Raw genomic sequence first — 16591 nt, 5'->3', positions numbered from 1 at the left:
GCGGCCAAAGGGAGGCAAATGGAGGGGGGATTGTTGAAATAGCGGCCGCGAAAACAGCCTGTCAGGCGGGAAGAAAGGTGGGAAGCCGATCGATAAGCCGGGTTCTGTCGTGGACAGCCATTCCTCTAGACGTACTGTTACCAGCACGCTCAAGCAGCCTACCCGGAAGCAGCGCGAGCCACGCCCGTGCTTCCCTATTTGGCCTTGCTCCAGATGGGGTTTGCCGTGCCAGCCGTGTTACCACGCCTGCGGTGAGCTCTTACCTCGCCGTTTCACCCTTACCTGCCCGCTCTCGGTTCGCTGAGCGCGGACATCGGCGGTCTGTTCTCTGTTGCACTTTCCGTCACCTCACGGTGCCCGGTCGTTAACCGGCATCCTGCTCTACGGAGCCCGGACTTTCCTCTCGGCGCGAGGGGTTAACCTTTTGCCCAGCGGCTGCCTGACCGACTTCCCGCGCCGATTATACCCGTCGCCGCGTTCGGCCCGCGCGGAATTGCCAGGCATCATCGTAGTAGGATGGGCTTTCGTTGGCCTCCGTCACCCCGGGCAGACCCAGCAGTGGCAAAGGGTGAAAAGCGCGTGGATCGCGATGTCGTCCGGCCGCCACTTCGCTCGCCAGACGCCGGTCGACGTCAGCCAACTGTTCGCACAGCGGCGCGCGCAGCCAGTCCTCACTGACCTCGTGCAGCACGGCCTTGGCTGTCAGCCCGCGAAACGGCTGCAGCAGTTGCTCGTAGGTGGCGTGACCAAAGACAAAACAGCGCAGCGTGCGACCGAGATCAAGGCGCCGCTCCCAGAACAGGGTTTTCCATTGAAAGCCGCGCAACAGGGCCAGCAGCGAGTGGTCGGAGGAGACAACGACAACGCCGCATTCATCGAAATGGGTCAGCGCATCGCGATCGCGGCCGCGACCGCAGCGCGCGTCGGGTACCGCCATCGCCTCGACGTGGCAGGCATTCAGCGTCGATTTGCTCAGCGGAAAACTGAGCCAGACCAGGGCATTGAAGAAATCGTGCCAGTTGCCCGGACGCGTCTCCACCTCGCCGCGCACCCAGATGCGCGTTTCGTAATCGACGCCATCGCCTTGCGGCGCAACGAAAGACAGGCGTTGACCGCCAGCGCTACGTAGATCGCAGCGCGCGCTGAGCAGTTCGAGCGACGCCGGCTCCGGGGCAAAGGGAATGCCCTCGATGAGCGGTGACAGTGGCGCGAACAAACCACCCGGCGACGGCCACGCTGCCAGATTCACTGCTTCACCTGCTCACTGCTGTGCCGGCGCGCCAGCGTTCGTCGGCGTATCGCTCTGCGCTGCGGCGACGAAGCTCAAGCTGCCATTGCGCATCTCGAAGCTGCCCTGTAAAGGACCCATACCCTCCGCCGGCGCCTCTTCAAGCCGGGCAAAGCCCTCACAGGTGCGCGTCTCGACGACCAGCATGCGGCGCCCCTGTTTGAGAATCCAGGCACCGTTCCCGGGGGCGTAGACCTCGACCGGCGTTGTGGCACCGGCCTTGCCCATGTCATGGCGACGCATGCACTCCGGCATCCGCGCGGCGACCAGGGAATAGGAAGCCGACTTCTCCCAGAAAAAATTCTGGATGCGAATTAGCGTCAGCGCGTGCTGGCTGGAGCCGTCGATCTCGAAGGACGCACGCTGATCGGAGCAGGCCACCAGCAGGGGTAGCAAAAACAGGGACAACAAGGTCTTTCGCAGCACAGGAAATCTCCTCAAGCGAATCCCGGAGCCGGCCGACGCAGGGAGACGCCCCGACATTAATCGAGCATCCGCCAGCGTAGCCGCTCACCGGCACGTAGCGGAACCAGCGCATCGTCGCCGAGATAGGAGAAAGCCTCGGCAACGAGCCAGTCCTCCTGCACCAGCGTCACCGTCCCGGAATTGCGCGGCAGACCATAGAAATCGGCGCCATTGAAGCTGGCAAAGGCCTCCAGCCGATCCAGGGCGCCGACCGACGCAAAGGCTTCCGCATAGAGTTCCAGAGCCGCGTGCGCCGTGTAGCAACCGGCACAACCACAAGCGGTCTCCTTGCTGGTCCGTGCATGCGGCGCAGAATCGGTCCCCAGGAAGAATCGCTTGCTGCCGGAAGTCGCTGCGCGCACCAGCGCCAGCCGATGCGTCTCACGCTTGAGCACCGGCAGGCAATAATGGTGCGGGCGAATACCGCCGGCAAAAATGGCGTTGCGGTTGTAAAGCAGGTGATGCGCGGTAATCGTCGCCGCCAGGTTCGGCCCCGCACTACCCACGAAATCAGCAGCATCGCGGGTAGTGATGTGCTCAAAAACGACCTTGAGACCCGGGTAACGCGCCAGCAGCGGCTCCAAAACGCGTTCGATGAAGCGTTTTTCGCGATCAAAAACGTCGACCTCCGGATCGGTCACCTCGCCGTGCACCAGCAAGGGCATCCCCGATCGCTCCAGTTCGGCAAGGGCTGGCGCGCATTTGTCGAGATCGCTGACGCCGGCGTCCGAATTGGTCGTCGCTCCTGCCGGATACAGCTTCACCGCGTGTACGAACCGGCTCGCCACGGCCAGCCGCACTTCATCAGCCGACGTACGGTCGGTCAGGTAGAGAGTCATCAGGGGTTCGAACGACAACGCCGGCGGTAACGCCGCCAGGATCCGCGCCCGGTATTCGCCAGCCGCAGCGACGGTGGTCACCGGCGGTCGCAGATTGGGCATCACGATGGCGCGGGCAAACTGACGCGCGCTATGCGGCAAAACCGTGCGCAGCGCTTCACCGTCGCGCAGATGAAGGTGCCAATCGTCAGGGCGAGTAAGGGTGATCTGCATTCTTGAACCGCGGCGAGGAAAAGTCTGAATTCTAGATGATTTTCTCGCCGCGGCCGAACCTGGGCGAGCCGACGACGCAACGGCCAGCGGCACGACCGGCGTCGCACTGCCACCCGCGCAGCGCTCAAGCCCTGAGTCGTAAGGCCAATTCGTACAAGGTTTTCTTGCCGACACCGGTAATGGCGTGCGCCAGGCGGCTCGCCTGGCTAACCGCCAGGCCATCGTCCAGCAACAGCTTGAGGACTCTTTCCCCTTCGACGCCGTCGTCAAGCGATGCGGCCCCGGAAACCAGCAGCACAAACTCGCCACGCTGCCGGTTGGCGTCGGCCAGCAGCCAGCCATGCGCTTCAGCAAGCGGACAGACATGGATGGACTCGAATAGTTTGGTCAGCTCCCGCGCCAGGACCACGGTCCGTGCCGGCCCGAAGGCATCCGCCAGGGCGAGCACGGTATCGAGAATGCGGTGCGGCGCCTCGTAGAAAACCAGGGCGTAGGGCAACTGGAGCAGCCCGCGCAAGGCCTCGGCGCGCTGCCCCGCCTTGTTCGGCAGAAAACCGTAGAACAGGAAATGCGGGTCCTCGAGTCCACTCGCAGAGAGCGCCACGATCGCCGCACAGGCCCCCGGCAACGGGACCACGCGATAGCCGGCAGCGCGCACCCTGGCTACCACCCGTGCCCCCGGATCGGACACCGCGGGGGTGCCGGCATCGACCACAAGCGCCACCGACTCCCCGTTTGCCAGGCGCGCGATGACCTGTTGCGCGGCAGACTGCTCATTATGCTGATGCGCCGCCAGCAGACGTGCAGTACAGCCATAATGTCTGAGTAGCAGCCCGCTATGACGCGTGTCCTCGGCGGCCACCCACGCCACCTGCCGCAAAACATCGATGGCCCTCTGACTCATGTCGCCAAGATGGCCGAGCGGCGTTGGTACCACATACAGTGCAGGGAGTTCTTCGCTCATGACCATCCATCGGCAGGTGAACGACAAAGATAGCACGGCCGGGGCGGGCGAACGCCCGGCAACACCGGGTTTGCGCGCAGAACGCCTGGCGGCGGCCTTCCTCGAACGGAACGGCCTGAGCATCCTGGCACGCAATTACCGTTGCCGCGGCGGCGAGGTGGACCTGATCTGCGAGGACCGACAGGTGCTCGTCTTCGTCGAAGTGCGCCTGCGCCGCAACACCAGCTACGGCGGTGCAGCGGCCAGCATCACCCGCGCCAAGCAAAGCCGCATCATCCTCGCTGCGCGCCATTACCTGGCCTCGCATAGCGCCAGGCGGGAGCCCGAATGCCGCTTCGACTGCCTGCTCCTGGACGCCCTTTCCGAAGCGGCAATCGAATGGTTGCGCGACGCCTTTGCCGCAGGGTGAGGCATGCCGCCGCTCGCCACTGCCGGAGCACCCCGGCTCCCACTGCACGATCTTGTCGACGCCCTGGTGTTAAGATCTCGTACTCTTCTTTCAGTCGAGTCAAAGCTCATGGATTTGATCACTCGCATCAGCCAGCACTTCAAGGACAGCGCGCAGACCAAGCTCGACGCCATCGAACTGCTCGCCGGACCGATTGCCCAGGCGATCGAGGCAATGGTCGCCTGCCTGCTCAACAACGGCAAGATCCTCGCCTGCGGCAACGGCGGCTCGGCTGCCGACGCGCAGCACCTGGCCGCCGAACTGGTTGGCCGTTTCGAGGCTGAAAGGCACGAACTGGCAGCGATTGCCCTGACCACCGACTCGTCGATCATGTCGGCGATCGCCAACGACTATGGCTTCAGGATGGTATTCGCCAAGCAGGTCCGTGCCCTCGGCCAGCCCGGCGATGTGCTGGTGGCCATCTCGACGTCAGGAAACTCGCCCAGCGTCGTCGAAGCGATCAGTGCCGCGCACGAGAACGAACTGCGAGTGGTGGCCCTGACTGGCAAGGGCGGCGGCGCGATCGGTGAAATGTTGCGCGAAGGCGACGTCCATATCCTGGTGCCGGCTGAACGCACCGCACGCATTCAGGAAACGCACCTACTCACCATCCACTGCCTTTGTGATGGCATCGATTGCCTGCTCATGGGAGTTGAAGAATGAGGAGATCTCTGGTCACCAGCCTGATTTGCGGCGCGCTCCTGGTACCGATGTTGCAGGGTTGCATCTCGTTGCTTGCCGTCGGCGCCACGCAAGCCACGCTGGCCGCCGTCGACCGCCGGGCGCTGGGCACCCAAACCGAAGACGAAAGCATCGAATGGAAGGCCGCGCTGCAGATCAGCCCGCTAGGAGGCCGCGAGTCGCATATCAACTTCACCAGCTACAACGGCAAGGTGCTCATTACCGGCGAGGTGGCGTCCGAGCAGACCAAGGCAGAAGTGGAACGGCTGGTCGCCGCGCTACCGGAAGTGCGCGGCGTTTACAATGAACTCGTGGTCGCGCCAATCTCTTCGTTCGGGACGCGCAGCAACGATTCCTACCTCACCACCAAGGTCAAGTCACGCTTTGTCGAAGCCGGCAAGTTCAACCCCGTCTATGTCAAGGTGGTGACCGAAAACGGTGTCGTCTACCTGCTCGGCCTGGTCACGCAGCGCGAGGCCGACGCAGCAATCCAGCTGGCGCGCACCACGAGCGACGTCAAGAAAGTCGTCACCCTTCTGGAAATCATCACCGACGCCCGGGCCAGAGAGCTGGACGCCAAGGCCGAGCCACGCCCGCCGGCAAATTCTCCTGACACCGTCGTTGGCGGCGCCTGACCCCAGACACGCGCGCTAGCGCTGGGCGGCACGCTGCCCGCACGACGAAAAAAAATCGGCAGCGCTGGCAAACAAAACTCCCGAGAAGGTCAGGGACGGTCTTTGGACGCCGCTTGCTTCTTCTTGCCCCACATCGTCGGGTGAGCATGGTGACGGAGGATGTAATCGGCAAGGAACTTCATCCAGATCGTCGACCCGGCAATTGCGCTCCAGATGTCGTACGCGACGCCGCCGATGACGATCATCAGAACAACGGCCACCACAATGCCGCCGGCAACCAGGTTGATGGCCGCCGCGTACGGTGCAAACTTCTCAGGATCCGCGGGGCTCACGCCGCCTTTCAGCGCGACTTCGGAAAAATCCCGCTCGACGAGAATTCGCCAGGCCCGCCGCAGCCAGAAGAAGGCAATCGGGAAAAGGCCGAGAAACAATATCCATGTGATCGCGACGCTGATAGTCATCCACTACTCCTGTTGTTGCGCGCGCCAGCGCGCAGAAATCAATGCGCTTCGCTTCGCAAAGCAGCAAAGAAAAACCCCGCCAAAAGTGCCAGCGGGGCTCTTCTTGCCCGCTGCCGCCAACTCGAGGCCGGACGACAGCATGATCATAATGCTAACTGCGCTTAGTGAGCACCCGTAACAGCCCCTGAGCCACGCGGGATGCGAACCGATTCGACCATTGCCTGGATGTGCTCCGGCGGTTCCGGGGTCATCTTGTCGACAATGAAGGCAACACCGAAGTTAACACAGGCTCCGATGGCACCGAAGGCTTCCGGCGTGATGCCGAAGAAGCTGTTTGGCCCACCGATCAGGTCCAGGTACTCGGTTCCCTTGATGAAGAAGAGACCCTTGGCTGCGAAGACGTAGAACAGGGTGACGAACAGGCCGGCGAGCATGCCGCAGATAGCGCCTTCCTTGTTCATCTTCTTCGAGAAGATCCCCATCATGATCGCCGGGAACAGCGAGCTCGCCGCGATCCCGAAGGCCAGGGCAACGGTACCTGCGGCGAAGCCCGGCGGATTGAGACCCAGGTAGCCAGCGATGACAATTGCCACGGCCATCGAGATCTTGCCCGCCAGCAGCTCGTTCTTCTCGCTGATATCGGGAACGAAGACGTTCTTGATCAGGTCATGCGAGATCGCAGCCGAGATAGCCATCAACAGGCCAGCAGCAGTCGACAGGGCGGCAGCAAGACCACCGGCGGCGACCAGCGCGATCACCCAGTTCGGCAGCAGGGCAATTTCCGGATTGGCGAGCACGATGATGTCGGCGTTGACCGTCAGCTCGTTGCCCTTCCAGCCAGCACCCTCGGCCTTGGCCTTGAAGGCATCGCTCTTGGACTTGTCGTTGTAGTACTGGATGCGACCGTCACCGTTCTTGTCTTCCCACTTCAGCAGACCGGTCTTCTCCCAGCGCTTCATCCAGTCCGGACGCTCCTCGTACACCAGTTGCGAGTCGGCAGCGTAGGGATCGGCATTGCCCATCACCACACCCGGGGTGATCGTGCGCAGCAGGTTGGTCTTGGCCATCGCCGCAACAGCAGGGGCGGTGGTATAGAGCAGGCCGATGAAGATCAGAGCCCAGCCGGCGGAACTACGCGCAGCAGCAACCGTCGGCACCGTGAAGAAGCGCATGATGACGTGCGGCAGACCGGCGGTACCGATCATCAGCGACATCGTGTACACGAACATGTTCAACATGCCGCCGGCGTCCGACGTAGTGTAGTTGGCGAATCCCAGATCGGTCACCACCATGTCCAGCTTGTGCAGAAGCGAGACATCCTGGCCGACGATGTTGGAACCCAGACCCAGTTGCGGGACGGGGTTGCCGGTGAGTTGGATCGAGATGAAGATTGCCGGGATGATGTAGGCAGAAATCAGCACGCAGTATTGCGCGACCTGCGTGTAGGTGATCCCCTTCATGCCACCAAACACGGCGTACAGAAAGACGATGCCCATACCCGCATAGATCCCGGTTTCGCTCGTCACTCCCAGGAAGCGCGAGAAAGCGACGCCGACGCCAGTCATCTGACCAATGATATAGGTCAGCGAAGCGACCAACAGGCAGATAACAGCGACCGTGCTGGCGGCTTTCGAGTAGAAGCGGTCGCCGATGAATTGCGGCACGGTGAACTTGCCGAACTTGCGCAGATAGGGAGCGAGCAGCATCGCCAGGAGAACGTAGCCGCCGGTCCAGCCCATCAGGAACAGACCGCCGCCATAACCCATGTTGGAGATCAGGCCGGCCATCGAAATGAACGAGGCGGCCGACATCCAGTCCGCGCCGATCGCCATGCCATTCATCACCGGCCCGACTTGACCTCCGGCAGCGTAGAAATCGCTGGTGGTACCGGCGCGCGCCCAGAGGGCGATGCCGATGTACAGTGCAAAACTTGCGCCGACCACCAGGTAAATTGTTGTTTGCAGTTCCATATTGGCCCCTTATTCTTCGTGAACGTCGAATTGACGGTCGATTTCGCCCATCTTCTTCCGGTAGTAGAAGATCAGCGCGATGAATATGTACATCGCTCCCTGTTGGGCAAACCAGAAGCCCAGGGGATAGCCACCCAGATGGATGCTATTGAGTGCGGGGTGCGAACAGGATGCCCGCGCCGAACGAGACCAGGAACCATACTATCAGGATCTTGGTTAACAACCCGAGGGTCGCCGACCAGTAAGCCTTTCCACTGTCCTCCATGATTACCTCCTCCAATTTTTTTTTCGATCGATTAAGTGGCTCCCGAAGCACCCATGGGAACCACCGGGGCGATTATTGATGTCGATTCTTACTGGAAGCTGACACCACTCTGGAAAGTCGGGCTTGCGCACAAGCTATCGTGGGGCCGCGCGTTCGCGCGCTAGCGGCAGCCGTCGCCGTGGCGCGAAGGGCAAACGGCGACTGGCCTAACTCCGCCAGAAGCCAGGCGCCAGCAAGACCAGCAAAGTGAAAATCTCGAGGCGTCCGAGAAGCATGGCCCAGGTGCACACCCAGGTCTGCAAGTCGGTGAGCACGGCGTAGGTCGTCGCCGGACCAACGAGGTTCAGTCCCGGGCCAGTGTTGTTCAAACAGGCGACGACGGCGGAGAACGCGGTGATGATGTCCAGCCGCGTGGCGACCATCAGCAACGTCATTGCGACGATGCTGACCACGTAGATGAACATGAAGCCAAGGATGGCGTGCAGCACCTGGTCCGGAATGACCGTCCCGCCGAAGCGCACCGTCTGCAGGCCGCGCGGATGCATGGCCCGCGTCAGTTCGCGCGACACCTGCTTGTAGAGAACCACCGCGCGCATCATCTTGATCCCGCCACCCGCCGAACCCGAGCAGGCGACGAAGCTGCCCAGGAAAAGGATCCACAGCTGGCCGAACAGGGGCCACTGCACGTAATCGGTCGTTGCGAAGCCAAGCGAAGTGGCCAGCGACACGGAGTGGAATCCGACGTAACGCAGAGTCGTCAGGAAATCCGCGTAGATCGCCTCCGGCCAGAGGTAGACCGAAAGCGCCAGGATGCTCAGTGCCAGAATGCCCAGGAAATAGTGCGCCTCGATGTCGGCCAGATACGCACGCAGCGATCGCTGCGAGAAGGCCAGGAAGTGCGTGCTGAAGTTGATGCCGGCGAGCAGGGCGAAAAAGATGACCACCAACTCGATATCGAGGCTGTCGAAGTGGCCAAGACTGGCATCCTTGCTGGAAAAACCACCGAGGCCCATCACCGAGAAGGCGTGCATCATCGCGTCCCAGGGTTCCATGCCCACGCCATACAAACTGATGCCGCAGAGAGCAGTAAGGATCACATAGACTACCCACAGGCCCTTGGCAGTCTCGGTGATGCGCGGCGTGATCTTGGAATCCTTCATCGGCCCAGGGTTTCCGCCTTGAGCATGCCGCGGCCGCCGAAGCCAAGCAAGGGCAGAATGGCGACGGCAAGAACGACAACACCGAGGCCACCGACCCAGTGCATGAAAGTTCGCCAGAAGTTGATCGAAACGGGCAGCTGGTCAAGCCTGGACAAGACCGTCGCACCGGTCGCCGTAAGGCCTGAAACGGCCTCGAAATAGGCGTCCGTCCAGGTCAGCTCGGCAATGTGCAGGTACAGGGGCAGGGCGCCGAAAGCGGGCAGGATCGCCCAGATCAGGGCGACCAGCAGAAAGCTCTCGCGCACCCGCATCTCGCGTTGCTGCCGGCCTATGAAGAAAGAAAGCAGCAAGCCGCAGAGGATGGTGATCAGCACCGCTTCATCGTACGCGTCATGTGCGCCGTCGGCGGTCAGCCAGGAAATGGCGAGCGGAATTATCATCAGGCAACCGAAGCCGGCGATCAGAACGCCGAGGACGTACAGCGCCGGTGCGAAACGCCCAAACACGCGCGCGCCTCGCGACTCCGCGGAAAGCGACGAAGAACCAGACATTTTCTCGATCCTGGCCACCAGCTTTCTTGACGTGCCCATGAGGATGCGGAATCGACCACTCAGGGGTCTATCCGCGAGGATCAGGGGGAGAGTAAAAAATCAGCCGCACCAGCGAGCAGGTATCTTAGCCCGGCGGCCGCAATGTGGCGGGCATTCTATACCGAAAGTCTCGCCACGGCGCCCGGCAGGCCACTCACGGCGTTTACTGCCCGCGCTCTAGAGCAGCACCCGCTCGATACCGCCGTTGTTGGCCTGCCTGACGTAGCGGGCCAGCCAGTCGTCGCCCAGCAGGCGCCTGACCATTTCGACGACGATGTAGTCGGCCTCTGTGCCGCTGTCATCGTTGTAGCGGGACAAACCTTGCAGACAAGAGGGGCAGGAGGTAAGCACCTTGATCGGGCCGCCAAAGCCATCCGCCCGCTGCCTTTCGACGCCGTTGGCGATCTCCTCCTGCTTGCGGAAGCGCACTTGCGTGGACACGTCCGGACGCGTCACGGCCAGGGTTCCCGACTCGCCACAGCAACGCGCCGAAAGCTCTACCGGCTGCGCCATCAGGCTGTTGACCACCTTGATGCCGGGCATGGTGCGCATTGGCACGTGACAGGGGTCGTGATAGAGGTAACGACTGCCGCTGACGCCGTCGAGGCAGACGCCTTTTTCGAGCAGATACTCGTGAATATCGAGCAGACGGCAACCGGGAAAGATCTGCTCGAAGTGGTATTTTTCGAGCTGGTCCATACAGGTGCCACAAGAGACGATGACGGTCTTGATATCCAGATAGTTCAGGGTGTTGGCAACGCGGTGGAAAAGCACCCGGTTGTCGGTGGTGATCCTCTGCCCCTGGTCGGCCTCGCCGGCTGCCGTCTGTGGATAGCCACAGCAGAGGTAACCGGGTGGCAGCACGGTTTGCGCGCCGATCTCGTAGAGCATCGCCTGCGTGGCCAGGGCCACCTGGGAAAACAGGCGCTCGGAGCCGCAACCCGGGAAATAAAAAACCGCATCGCCGTCATAATCCGGGGCGCTGACCTTTTGCGGATCGCGGATGATCGGGACAATCTTGTCGTCCTCAATGTCGAGCAGCGCGCGCGCCGTGCGTTTGGGAAGCCCACCCGGCATCGGTTTGTTGATGAAGTGGATGATCTGCGACCGAAGTGTCGGCGAACCGAGCGTCGCCGGCGGTTGCCGCGTTTGCGCCTGGATCAGACCCAGCGACTTCGCCGCCCGGTAAGCCAGGCGCTGCGCCCGATATCCCCAGTCGATCATCAGCTTGCGCACCAGCTTGATGGTCGCCGGATCCTTGATCGTCAGGAAAGCCATGGCCGCCGCTTTCGCCGGCACGAATTTCTTCTTGCCTTGCTCGCGCAGCAGATTGCGCATGCGGATCGAGACATCGCCGAAGTCGATATCGACCGGGCACGGCGTCAGGCACTTGTGGCAGATCGTGCAGTGATCGGCAACGTCGTTGAATTCGTCGAAATGGCGCAGCGAAACGCCGCGCCGAGTCTGCTCCTCGTAGAGAAAAGCTTCAATCAGCAAGGAGGTGGCAAGGATCTTGTTGCGCGGCGAGTAGAGCAGGTTGGCGCGCGGAACATGCGTCGAACAGACCGGCTTGCACTTGCCGCAACGCAGGCAGTCCTTGACCATCGCCGAAATGTGGCCGATTTCCGACTGCTCCATGATCAGCGACTCGGTGCCGAGCAGCGAGAACGACGGCGTGTAGGCCTTGCTCAGATCGCCGCCCGGCAGCAGCTTGCCCTTGTTGAAGCGGCCTTCGGGATCAACCCGGGCCTTGTAGTCGCGAAAAGGCTGGATTTCCTCATCGCTGAGGAATTCCAGCTTGGTGATGCCAATGCCGTGCTCGCCCGAGACAACGCCGTCGAGCGCCCGCGCCAGCGCCATGATCCGTTCGACCACGGCGTACGCGGTCTGCAGCATCTCGTAGTTGTCGGAGTTCACCGGAATATTGGTGTGCACGTTGCCGTCGCCAGCGTGCATGTGCAGGGCGACAAACAGGCGGCTGCGCAATGTCTGCTGCTGAATCGCGGCGATACGTTCGACGACCGGCCGGTAAATGACGCCGTCGAAAATGTCTTCGAGCTGCGGCTTGAGCTCGCTCTTCCACGAAACGCGCAGCGAGTAGTCCTGCAAGCGATGAAAAAGCGTCGGCCTGGGCGCCCGATTCTTCAACTCGCCACTGCTGAGGCCACGTCTGGCGAACTGCGCTTCGGCCTCGTGCAGCGGCAGGTCGAGGCTGTCGAGCAACCACTGCCAGCGCGTGCGTACACTGGCCACCGCTTCCAGCGCGGCCGTTCGGCGTTCGCCGATCAACAGCTCCTTGTCGAGTTCGGCGTCGCCACGATGCAGGGGCAGGTCGCCCTGCAGGAATTCGCTCAGGGCGTCGCAAAGCGCCAGCTTGTTGCCGATCGACAGTTCGATGTTGATGCGCTCGATGCCGTCGCAGTATTCGCCCATCCGCGGCAGCGGAATCACCACGTCCTCGTTGAGCTTGAAGGCGTTGGTATGGCGTGAAATGGCAGCGGTGCGCGAGCGATCAAGCCAGAATTTCTTGCGTGTTTCGGCGTCGACGGCGATGAAGCCTTCGGCGCCGCGCAGATTGCACAGGCGCACCACTTCCGACGCCGCGCTCATCACCGCCGACTCGTCGTCACCGACCAGATCACCGATGAGCACCATTTTCGGACGCCCGGCGTTTTCCGCCTTGCGCTTGGCCTTGGTCGCGTAGCCGACGGCGCGCAGATAGCGCTCGTCGAGGTGTTCGAGTCCGGCGAGCAGGACACCAGCGTCCTTGCCGCCGCCCCCCAGGCGCGAAGTGATCGGTAATCTCGACAATCGCCGGCACCGCCTCGCGTACCTGTCCGAAAAACTCGAGGCAGACGGTACGTGCGTGCTGCGGCATACGGTGCAGAACCCAGCGCGCGGCGACGATCAGGCCGTCGGTGCCCTCTTTCTGGACACCGGGCAGACCGGCCAGAAACTTGTCGGTGACGTCCTTGCCGAGACCCGCCTTGCGAAAGCTTGAGCCGGGAATCTCCAGCATTTCGGGCTCGCCGTAGAGCGTCTTGCCATCCTTGCGAAAACGCCTGATCTCGAAGCGCACCGTCTCCTGTTCGTGGATCTTGCCGAAGTTGTGGCCGATGCGCGTCACTTCCATCGGATGACCACTGGGGTCGACCAGCTTCCACCAGGCCAGATTGTCGACCGCCGTTCCCCACAGCACTGCCTTCTTGCCGCCAGCGTTCATTGCCACGTTACCGCCGATGCACGAGGCATCCGCCGAAGTGGGGTCGACCGCGAACACCCGGCCGGCCGCCGTCGCGGCTTCCGCGACGCGAGCCGTGACCACGCCGGCACCGGTACGGATCGTTGCGTACGGGCGATCACATCCGGGCAGGCGCATTTCCTCGACGGCACCGATGTTCATCAGCTTCTCGGTGTTGATCACCGCCGCCAGCGGCGTCAGCGGAATCGCCCCGCCGGTGTAACCGGTGCCGCCACCGCGCGGAATGATGGTCAGCCCGAGTTTGATGCAGGCACGCACCAGGGCGCCGATCTCTTCCTCACTGTCCGGGTTGAGCACCACGAAGGGGTATTCGACGCGCCAGTCAGTGGCATCGGTGACGTGCGAGACGCGCGCCAGGCCGTCGAAAGCAATATTGTCGTGGCGCGTATGCCTGGAAAGGGCTTTTCTGACCTTGCTGCGCAGCCTGCCCGTATCGTCGAAATGGCGCTCGAAAGCGTCAACCGCGGCCGCGGCGGCGACAATCAGTTGCTGCACGCGTTCGTTACCCTGGCGACGCTTCTCAATCTCGCGCAAACGATGGCGAAGCGCCGCGATGAGCGCCACTCGCCGCTCGCGATTGGCAAGCAGATCGTCCTCCAGGTAGGGATTGCGTTGCACAACCCAGATATCCCCGAGCACTTCATAGAGCATCCGCGCCGAGCGACCGGTGACGCGTTCGGCACGCAGCTGGTCGAGCAAGGCCCACTTTTCTGCGCCGAGCAGACGAATGACAATCTCGCGGTCGGAAAACGAGGTGTAGTTGTAGGGGATCTCGCGCAGGCGTGCGTTCATTGATACTCTCGGCTAGCAGCAAAGGGCGAATTCTAGCTTATTGCAGTGCAACAGCGATGGCCGCCGGGCAGGGGAAAACTCCCAGCTCCAGACGGTCGCACTGCTGCTTCCTCGGGTATCCTGTCGCCATCAGCTTGGGAGGGCGCATGTACAGGAACACTTGTCGGGTGACTGCTTTCGCCAGCCAGCCTGGACTTTCCCGTCTGCGAGGCCGGCCGGCTTGATTCAGGAAACGCTGCTCGACGTCCTGGCGAGCATCGCCTGGCCGGCAGCGATTGCCATCGCCTGGACCGTCGGCGAACTGGCCTACCGCCTGCTATCGCTGCCGCGAATCAGCAGTTACGGCATCGCCGGCTTCGTGATGGCCGCCAGCCAGGGGGGATTTCTCGACAACCCTTCGGGAACGCCGATCGCTCTGCTGGCTCATTTCGCTTTCGGATTGATACTTTTCGAGCTCGGCTACCGCATCAACCTGCGCTGGCTGCGGGTCAATCCCTGGCTGGCAATCACCGGCGTAGCCGAAGCGAGCGGCTGTTTTGCTGCGGTGTTCATGCTGGCGCAAGCCTTTGCCTTGCCAATCGTCCCCTCGTTGCTGCTCGCCGCGCTGGCCATGGCCACCTCGCCGGCAGCCGTGCTGCGGGTGGCCAACGAACTGCAGAGCTCGGGCCAGGTCACCGAGCGCCTGTTCCACCTCACCGCCTGCAACTGCGTACTCTCCCTCTTCGTTTTCAAGGCCATCGTCGGCTACTGGGTGCTGGCCAGCGCCGGCAGCGCCTTCGAAGCCGTCTGGAACAGTCTGGTGGTGGTCGGCGTATCGATCAGCATCGGCGCAGCCTTCGGCGTGGCCGTGCCGGCGCTGCTCCGCCAGCTGGGCAACATCGACCGCAATGCCACCGTCGCTTTTGCCGTTGCGGCCTTGCTGCTGACGGCCGTGACGTACGCTTTCAAGTTCTCGCCGCTACTGGCGGCGCTGGCCTTCGGACTGGTCGCCCGACACCGGCGCGCGATACTCTCGCAAGCGCAGCGCAACTTCGGCACCCTTGGCGACCTGCTGACCGTGCTGTTGTTCGTTTTTGTCGCGGCCTCGCTTGACTGGCAGCAGGTGCGCAGCGGACTCACGCTGGCATTGGCCGTCATCGCGCTGCGTCTGGCCGTCAAGATGACGGCGACGACCGTCTTTGCCCGTCCCAGTGGCGTCAGCTGGCGCAAAGGCGCGCTGACCGGCCTGGCGATGACGCCGATGTCCGGCCTGGTCATCGTCCTCCTCGAACAGACCCGACACCTCAAGCTCTACGCACTCGATCAGGTCGCCGGCCTGGCAGCGATCGTCCTGCTGCTCGAGGTGATTGGCCCGGTGCTTACGCGCCGGGCTCTGGTCTGGGCTGGCGAAACGCATCAGCAGGAGGGCCGCTGAAAATGCCCCTCGAGTCCTTCAAGGCCAGCGCATCCCTGAGCATGGGAGTCGAACTCGAGTTGCAACTGGTCAACTGGACCGACTTCGACCTCTCCGGCTCGGCCAGCGACCTGCTCCACCTGCTCGGCCACAAGACCTTCCCCGGCGACGTCAAGCCCGAGATTACCGAAAGCATGCTCGAGATCTCGACCGCCGTGCATCACCGCCACGCCGAGCTGCTGGCGCAACTGCGCGACATCCGCGACGCCCTGGTGCGTACCGGTGACCGTCTCAACATCGCCGTCTGCGGCGGCGGCACCCATCCCTTCCAACGCTGGTCCGAGCGGCGCATTTTTCCCAATCCGCGCTTCAATCAGCTCTCCACCCTCTACGGTTACCTGGCCAAGCAGTTCACCGTCTTCGGACAACACATTCACATTGGCTGTACCAGTGCCAACGAAGCGCTCTACCTGCTGCATTCCTTGAATCGCTACGTGCCGCATTTCATCGCCCTGTCGGCCTCTTCCCCTTTCTTCCAGGGGATCGACACCCAGTTCGACTCGGCACGCCTGAATTCGGTCTTTGCCTTCCCCCTGAGCGGCCGTGCGCCCTTGCTCTTCGACTGGCAGGAGTTCGCGCATCACTACTTCGCGAAAATGGAAACCACCGGCGTCGTCAAGAGCATGAAGGATTTCTACTGGGATATCCGCCCGAAACCGGAGTACGGCACGATTGAACTGCGCGTCTGCGATACGCCGCTCACCGTGGACCGCGCCGCGGCCCTCGCCGCCTACCTGCAGGCGCTCTGCCGCATGCTCCTGCAACGCGACGAAGCACCACCGGTCGAGGACGATTATCTGGTCTACAACTACAACCGTTTCCAGGCCTGCCGCTTCGGCCTCGATGGCGTGCTGGTCCATCCCAAGAGCCACGAGAGTCGGCTGCTGCGCCAGGACATCCTGGCCACCCTCGCCAGACTCGAACCCCATGCCGCGGTTCTGGACAGCATCGGGGCACTCGAGCAGCTACGCCACGAAGTGAGCGCGGAAGGCAACCACGCCAGCTTCCTTCGCCAGCACTTTGCCGATGCGGGCAGTGTCCAGGGCGTGGTCGACGCCGCGGTAACGCTCTTCCGGCGGGGGAGAAGCAGGTAAGGCAGCTCCCG

Annotated in this window: 11 protein-coding genes, 1 other RNA gene and 3 pseudogenes; 5 read left to right on the top strand and 10 right to left on the bottom strand. The window is 62.6% G+C overall.

The genetic code is table 11. The annotated features are described in order from the left end of the window. Positions 1-77: 77 nt before the first annotated feature. From rnpB to rsmI, 5 genes are all read right to left on the bottom strand, one after another. Positions 78-451, bottom strand: an RNA gene (gene rnpB / locus E4Q23_RS00720) — RNase P RNA component class A. 9 nt (positions 452-460) lie between these two features. Then, entirely contained in the window at positions 461-1249 is a 789-nt protein-coding gene (locus E4Q23_RS00715; protein WP_169064856.1) for a DUF3025 domain-containing protein, read from the bottom strand. Between the two features lie 12 nt (positions 1250-1261). Then, positions 1262-1714 (bottom strand): hypothetical protein, encoded by a 453-nt coding sequence (locus E4Q23_RS00710; protein ID WP_169064855.1) that lies wholly within the window; start codon positions 1712-1714, stop codon positions 1262-1264. 56 nt (positions 1715-1770) lie between these two features. Then, on the bottom strand, positions 1771-2805 hold the full coding sequence (gene pyrC, locus E4Q23_RS00705; protein WP_169064854.1) for a dihydroorotase: 1035 nt from the start codon (positions 2803-2805) through the stop codon (positions 1771-1773). Positions 2806-2929: 124 nt separating this feature from the next. Then, complete coding sequence (gene rsmI, locus E4Q23_RS00700; RefSeq protein ID WP_169064853.1) at positions 2930-3769, bottom strand: 16S rRNA (cytidine(1402)-2'-O)-methyltransferase; 840 nt, start codon at positions 3767-3769, stop codon at positions 2930-2932. Between rsmI and E4Q23_RS00695 the strand changes: the two genes are divergently transcribed. The 3 genes from E4Q23_RS00695 (at position 3768) to E4Q23_RS00685 (ending at position 5533) form a co-directional block, all read left to right on the top strand. Next, positions 3768-4178, top strand: coding sequence for a YraN family protein (locus tag E4Q23_RS00695; protein WP_248595156.1), 411 nt, complete (start codon positions 3768-3770; stop codon positions 4176-4178). The two genes, rsmI and E4Q23_RS00695, sit on opposite strands and share 2 nt — an antisense overlap. A 108-nt stretch (positions 4179-4286) precedes the next feature. After that, on the top strand, positions 4287-4880 hold the full coding sequence (locus E4Q23_RS00690) for a phosphoheptose isomerase (RefSeq protein ID WP_169064851.1): 594 nt from the start codon (positions 4287-4289) through the stop codon (positions 4878-4880). Then, positions 4877-5533, top strand: coding sequence for a BON domain-containing protein (locus E4Q23_RS00685; RefSeq protein WP_169064850.1), 657 nt, complete (start codon positions 4877-4879; stop codon positions 5531-5533). The genes E4Q23_RS00690 and E4Q23_RS00685 overlap by 4 nt, the downstream gene beginning before the upstream one ends. A gap of 89 nt (positions 5534-5622) precedes the next feature. Here the strand turns inward: E4Q23_RS00685 and E4Q23_RS00680 are convergent, their stop codons facing one another. The 5 genes and pseudogenes from E4Q23_RS00680 to E4Q23_RS00660 all read right to left on the bottom strand — a co-directional run bounded on the left by E4Q23_RS00680 (position 5623) and on the right by E4Q23_RS00660 (position 14033). Next, entirely contained in the window at positions 5623-5994 is a 372-nt protein-coding gene (locus tag E4Q23_RS00680; protein ID WP_169064849.1) for a hypothetical protein, read from the bottom strand. A 161-nt stretch (positions 5995-6155) separates the two neighbouring features. Then, positions 6156-7964, bottom strand: a complete 1809-nt coding sequence (locus E4Q23_RS00675) for a sodium:solute symporter family protein (RefSeq protein WP_169064848.1) — start codon at positions 7962-7964, stop codon at positions 6156-6158. Positions 7965-7973: 9 nt separating this feature from the next. Continuing rightward, positions 7974-8229: pseudogene (locus tag E4Q23_RS00670) on the bottom strand (DUF4212 domain-containing protein). Between the two features lie 206 nt (positions 8230-8435). Beyond that, positions 8436-9940, bottom strand: a pseudogene (locus E4Q23_RS00665) (TrkH family potassium uptake protein). A gap of 216 nt (positions 9941-10156) precedes the next feature. Then, positions 10157-14033 (bottom strand): annotated as a pseudogene (locus E4Q23_RS00660) (DUF3683 domain-containing protein). A 220-nt stretch (positions 14034-14253) separates the two neighbouring features. Between E4Q23_RS00660 and E4Q23_RS00655 the strand changes: the two are divergent. After that, the gene (locus E4Q23_RS00655; RefSeq protein WP_169064847.1) at positions 14254-15447 is read left to right on the top strand and encodes a cation:proton antiporter; all 1194 of its coding nucleotides are present in this window, start codon (positions 14254-14256) and stop codon (positions 15445-15447) included. Positions 15448-15449: 2 nt separating this feature from the next. Continuing rightward, positions 15450-16580: a YbdK family carboxylate-amine ligase gene (locus tag E4Q23_RS00650; RefSeq protein ID WP_169064846.1), complete on the top strand. Its 1131-nt coding sequence runs from the start codon at positions 15450-15452 to the stop codon at positions 16578-16580. The last annotated feature ends 11 nt before the right edge of the window (positions 16581-16591 follow it).

This window comes from Candidatus Accumulibacter phosphatis, from assembly GCF_012939955.1.
Classification (GTDB): domain Bacteria; phylum Pseudomonadota; class Gammaproteobacteria; order Burkholderiales; family Rhodocyclaceae; genus Accumulibacter; species Accumulibacter delftensis.
This window is presented reverse-complemented; position numbering and strand designations above follow the sequence as displayed.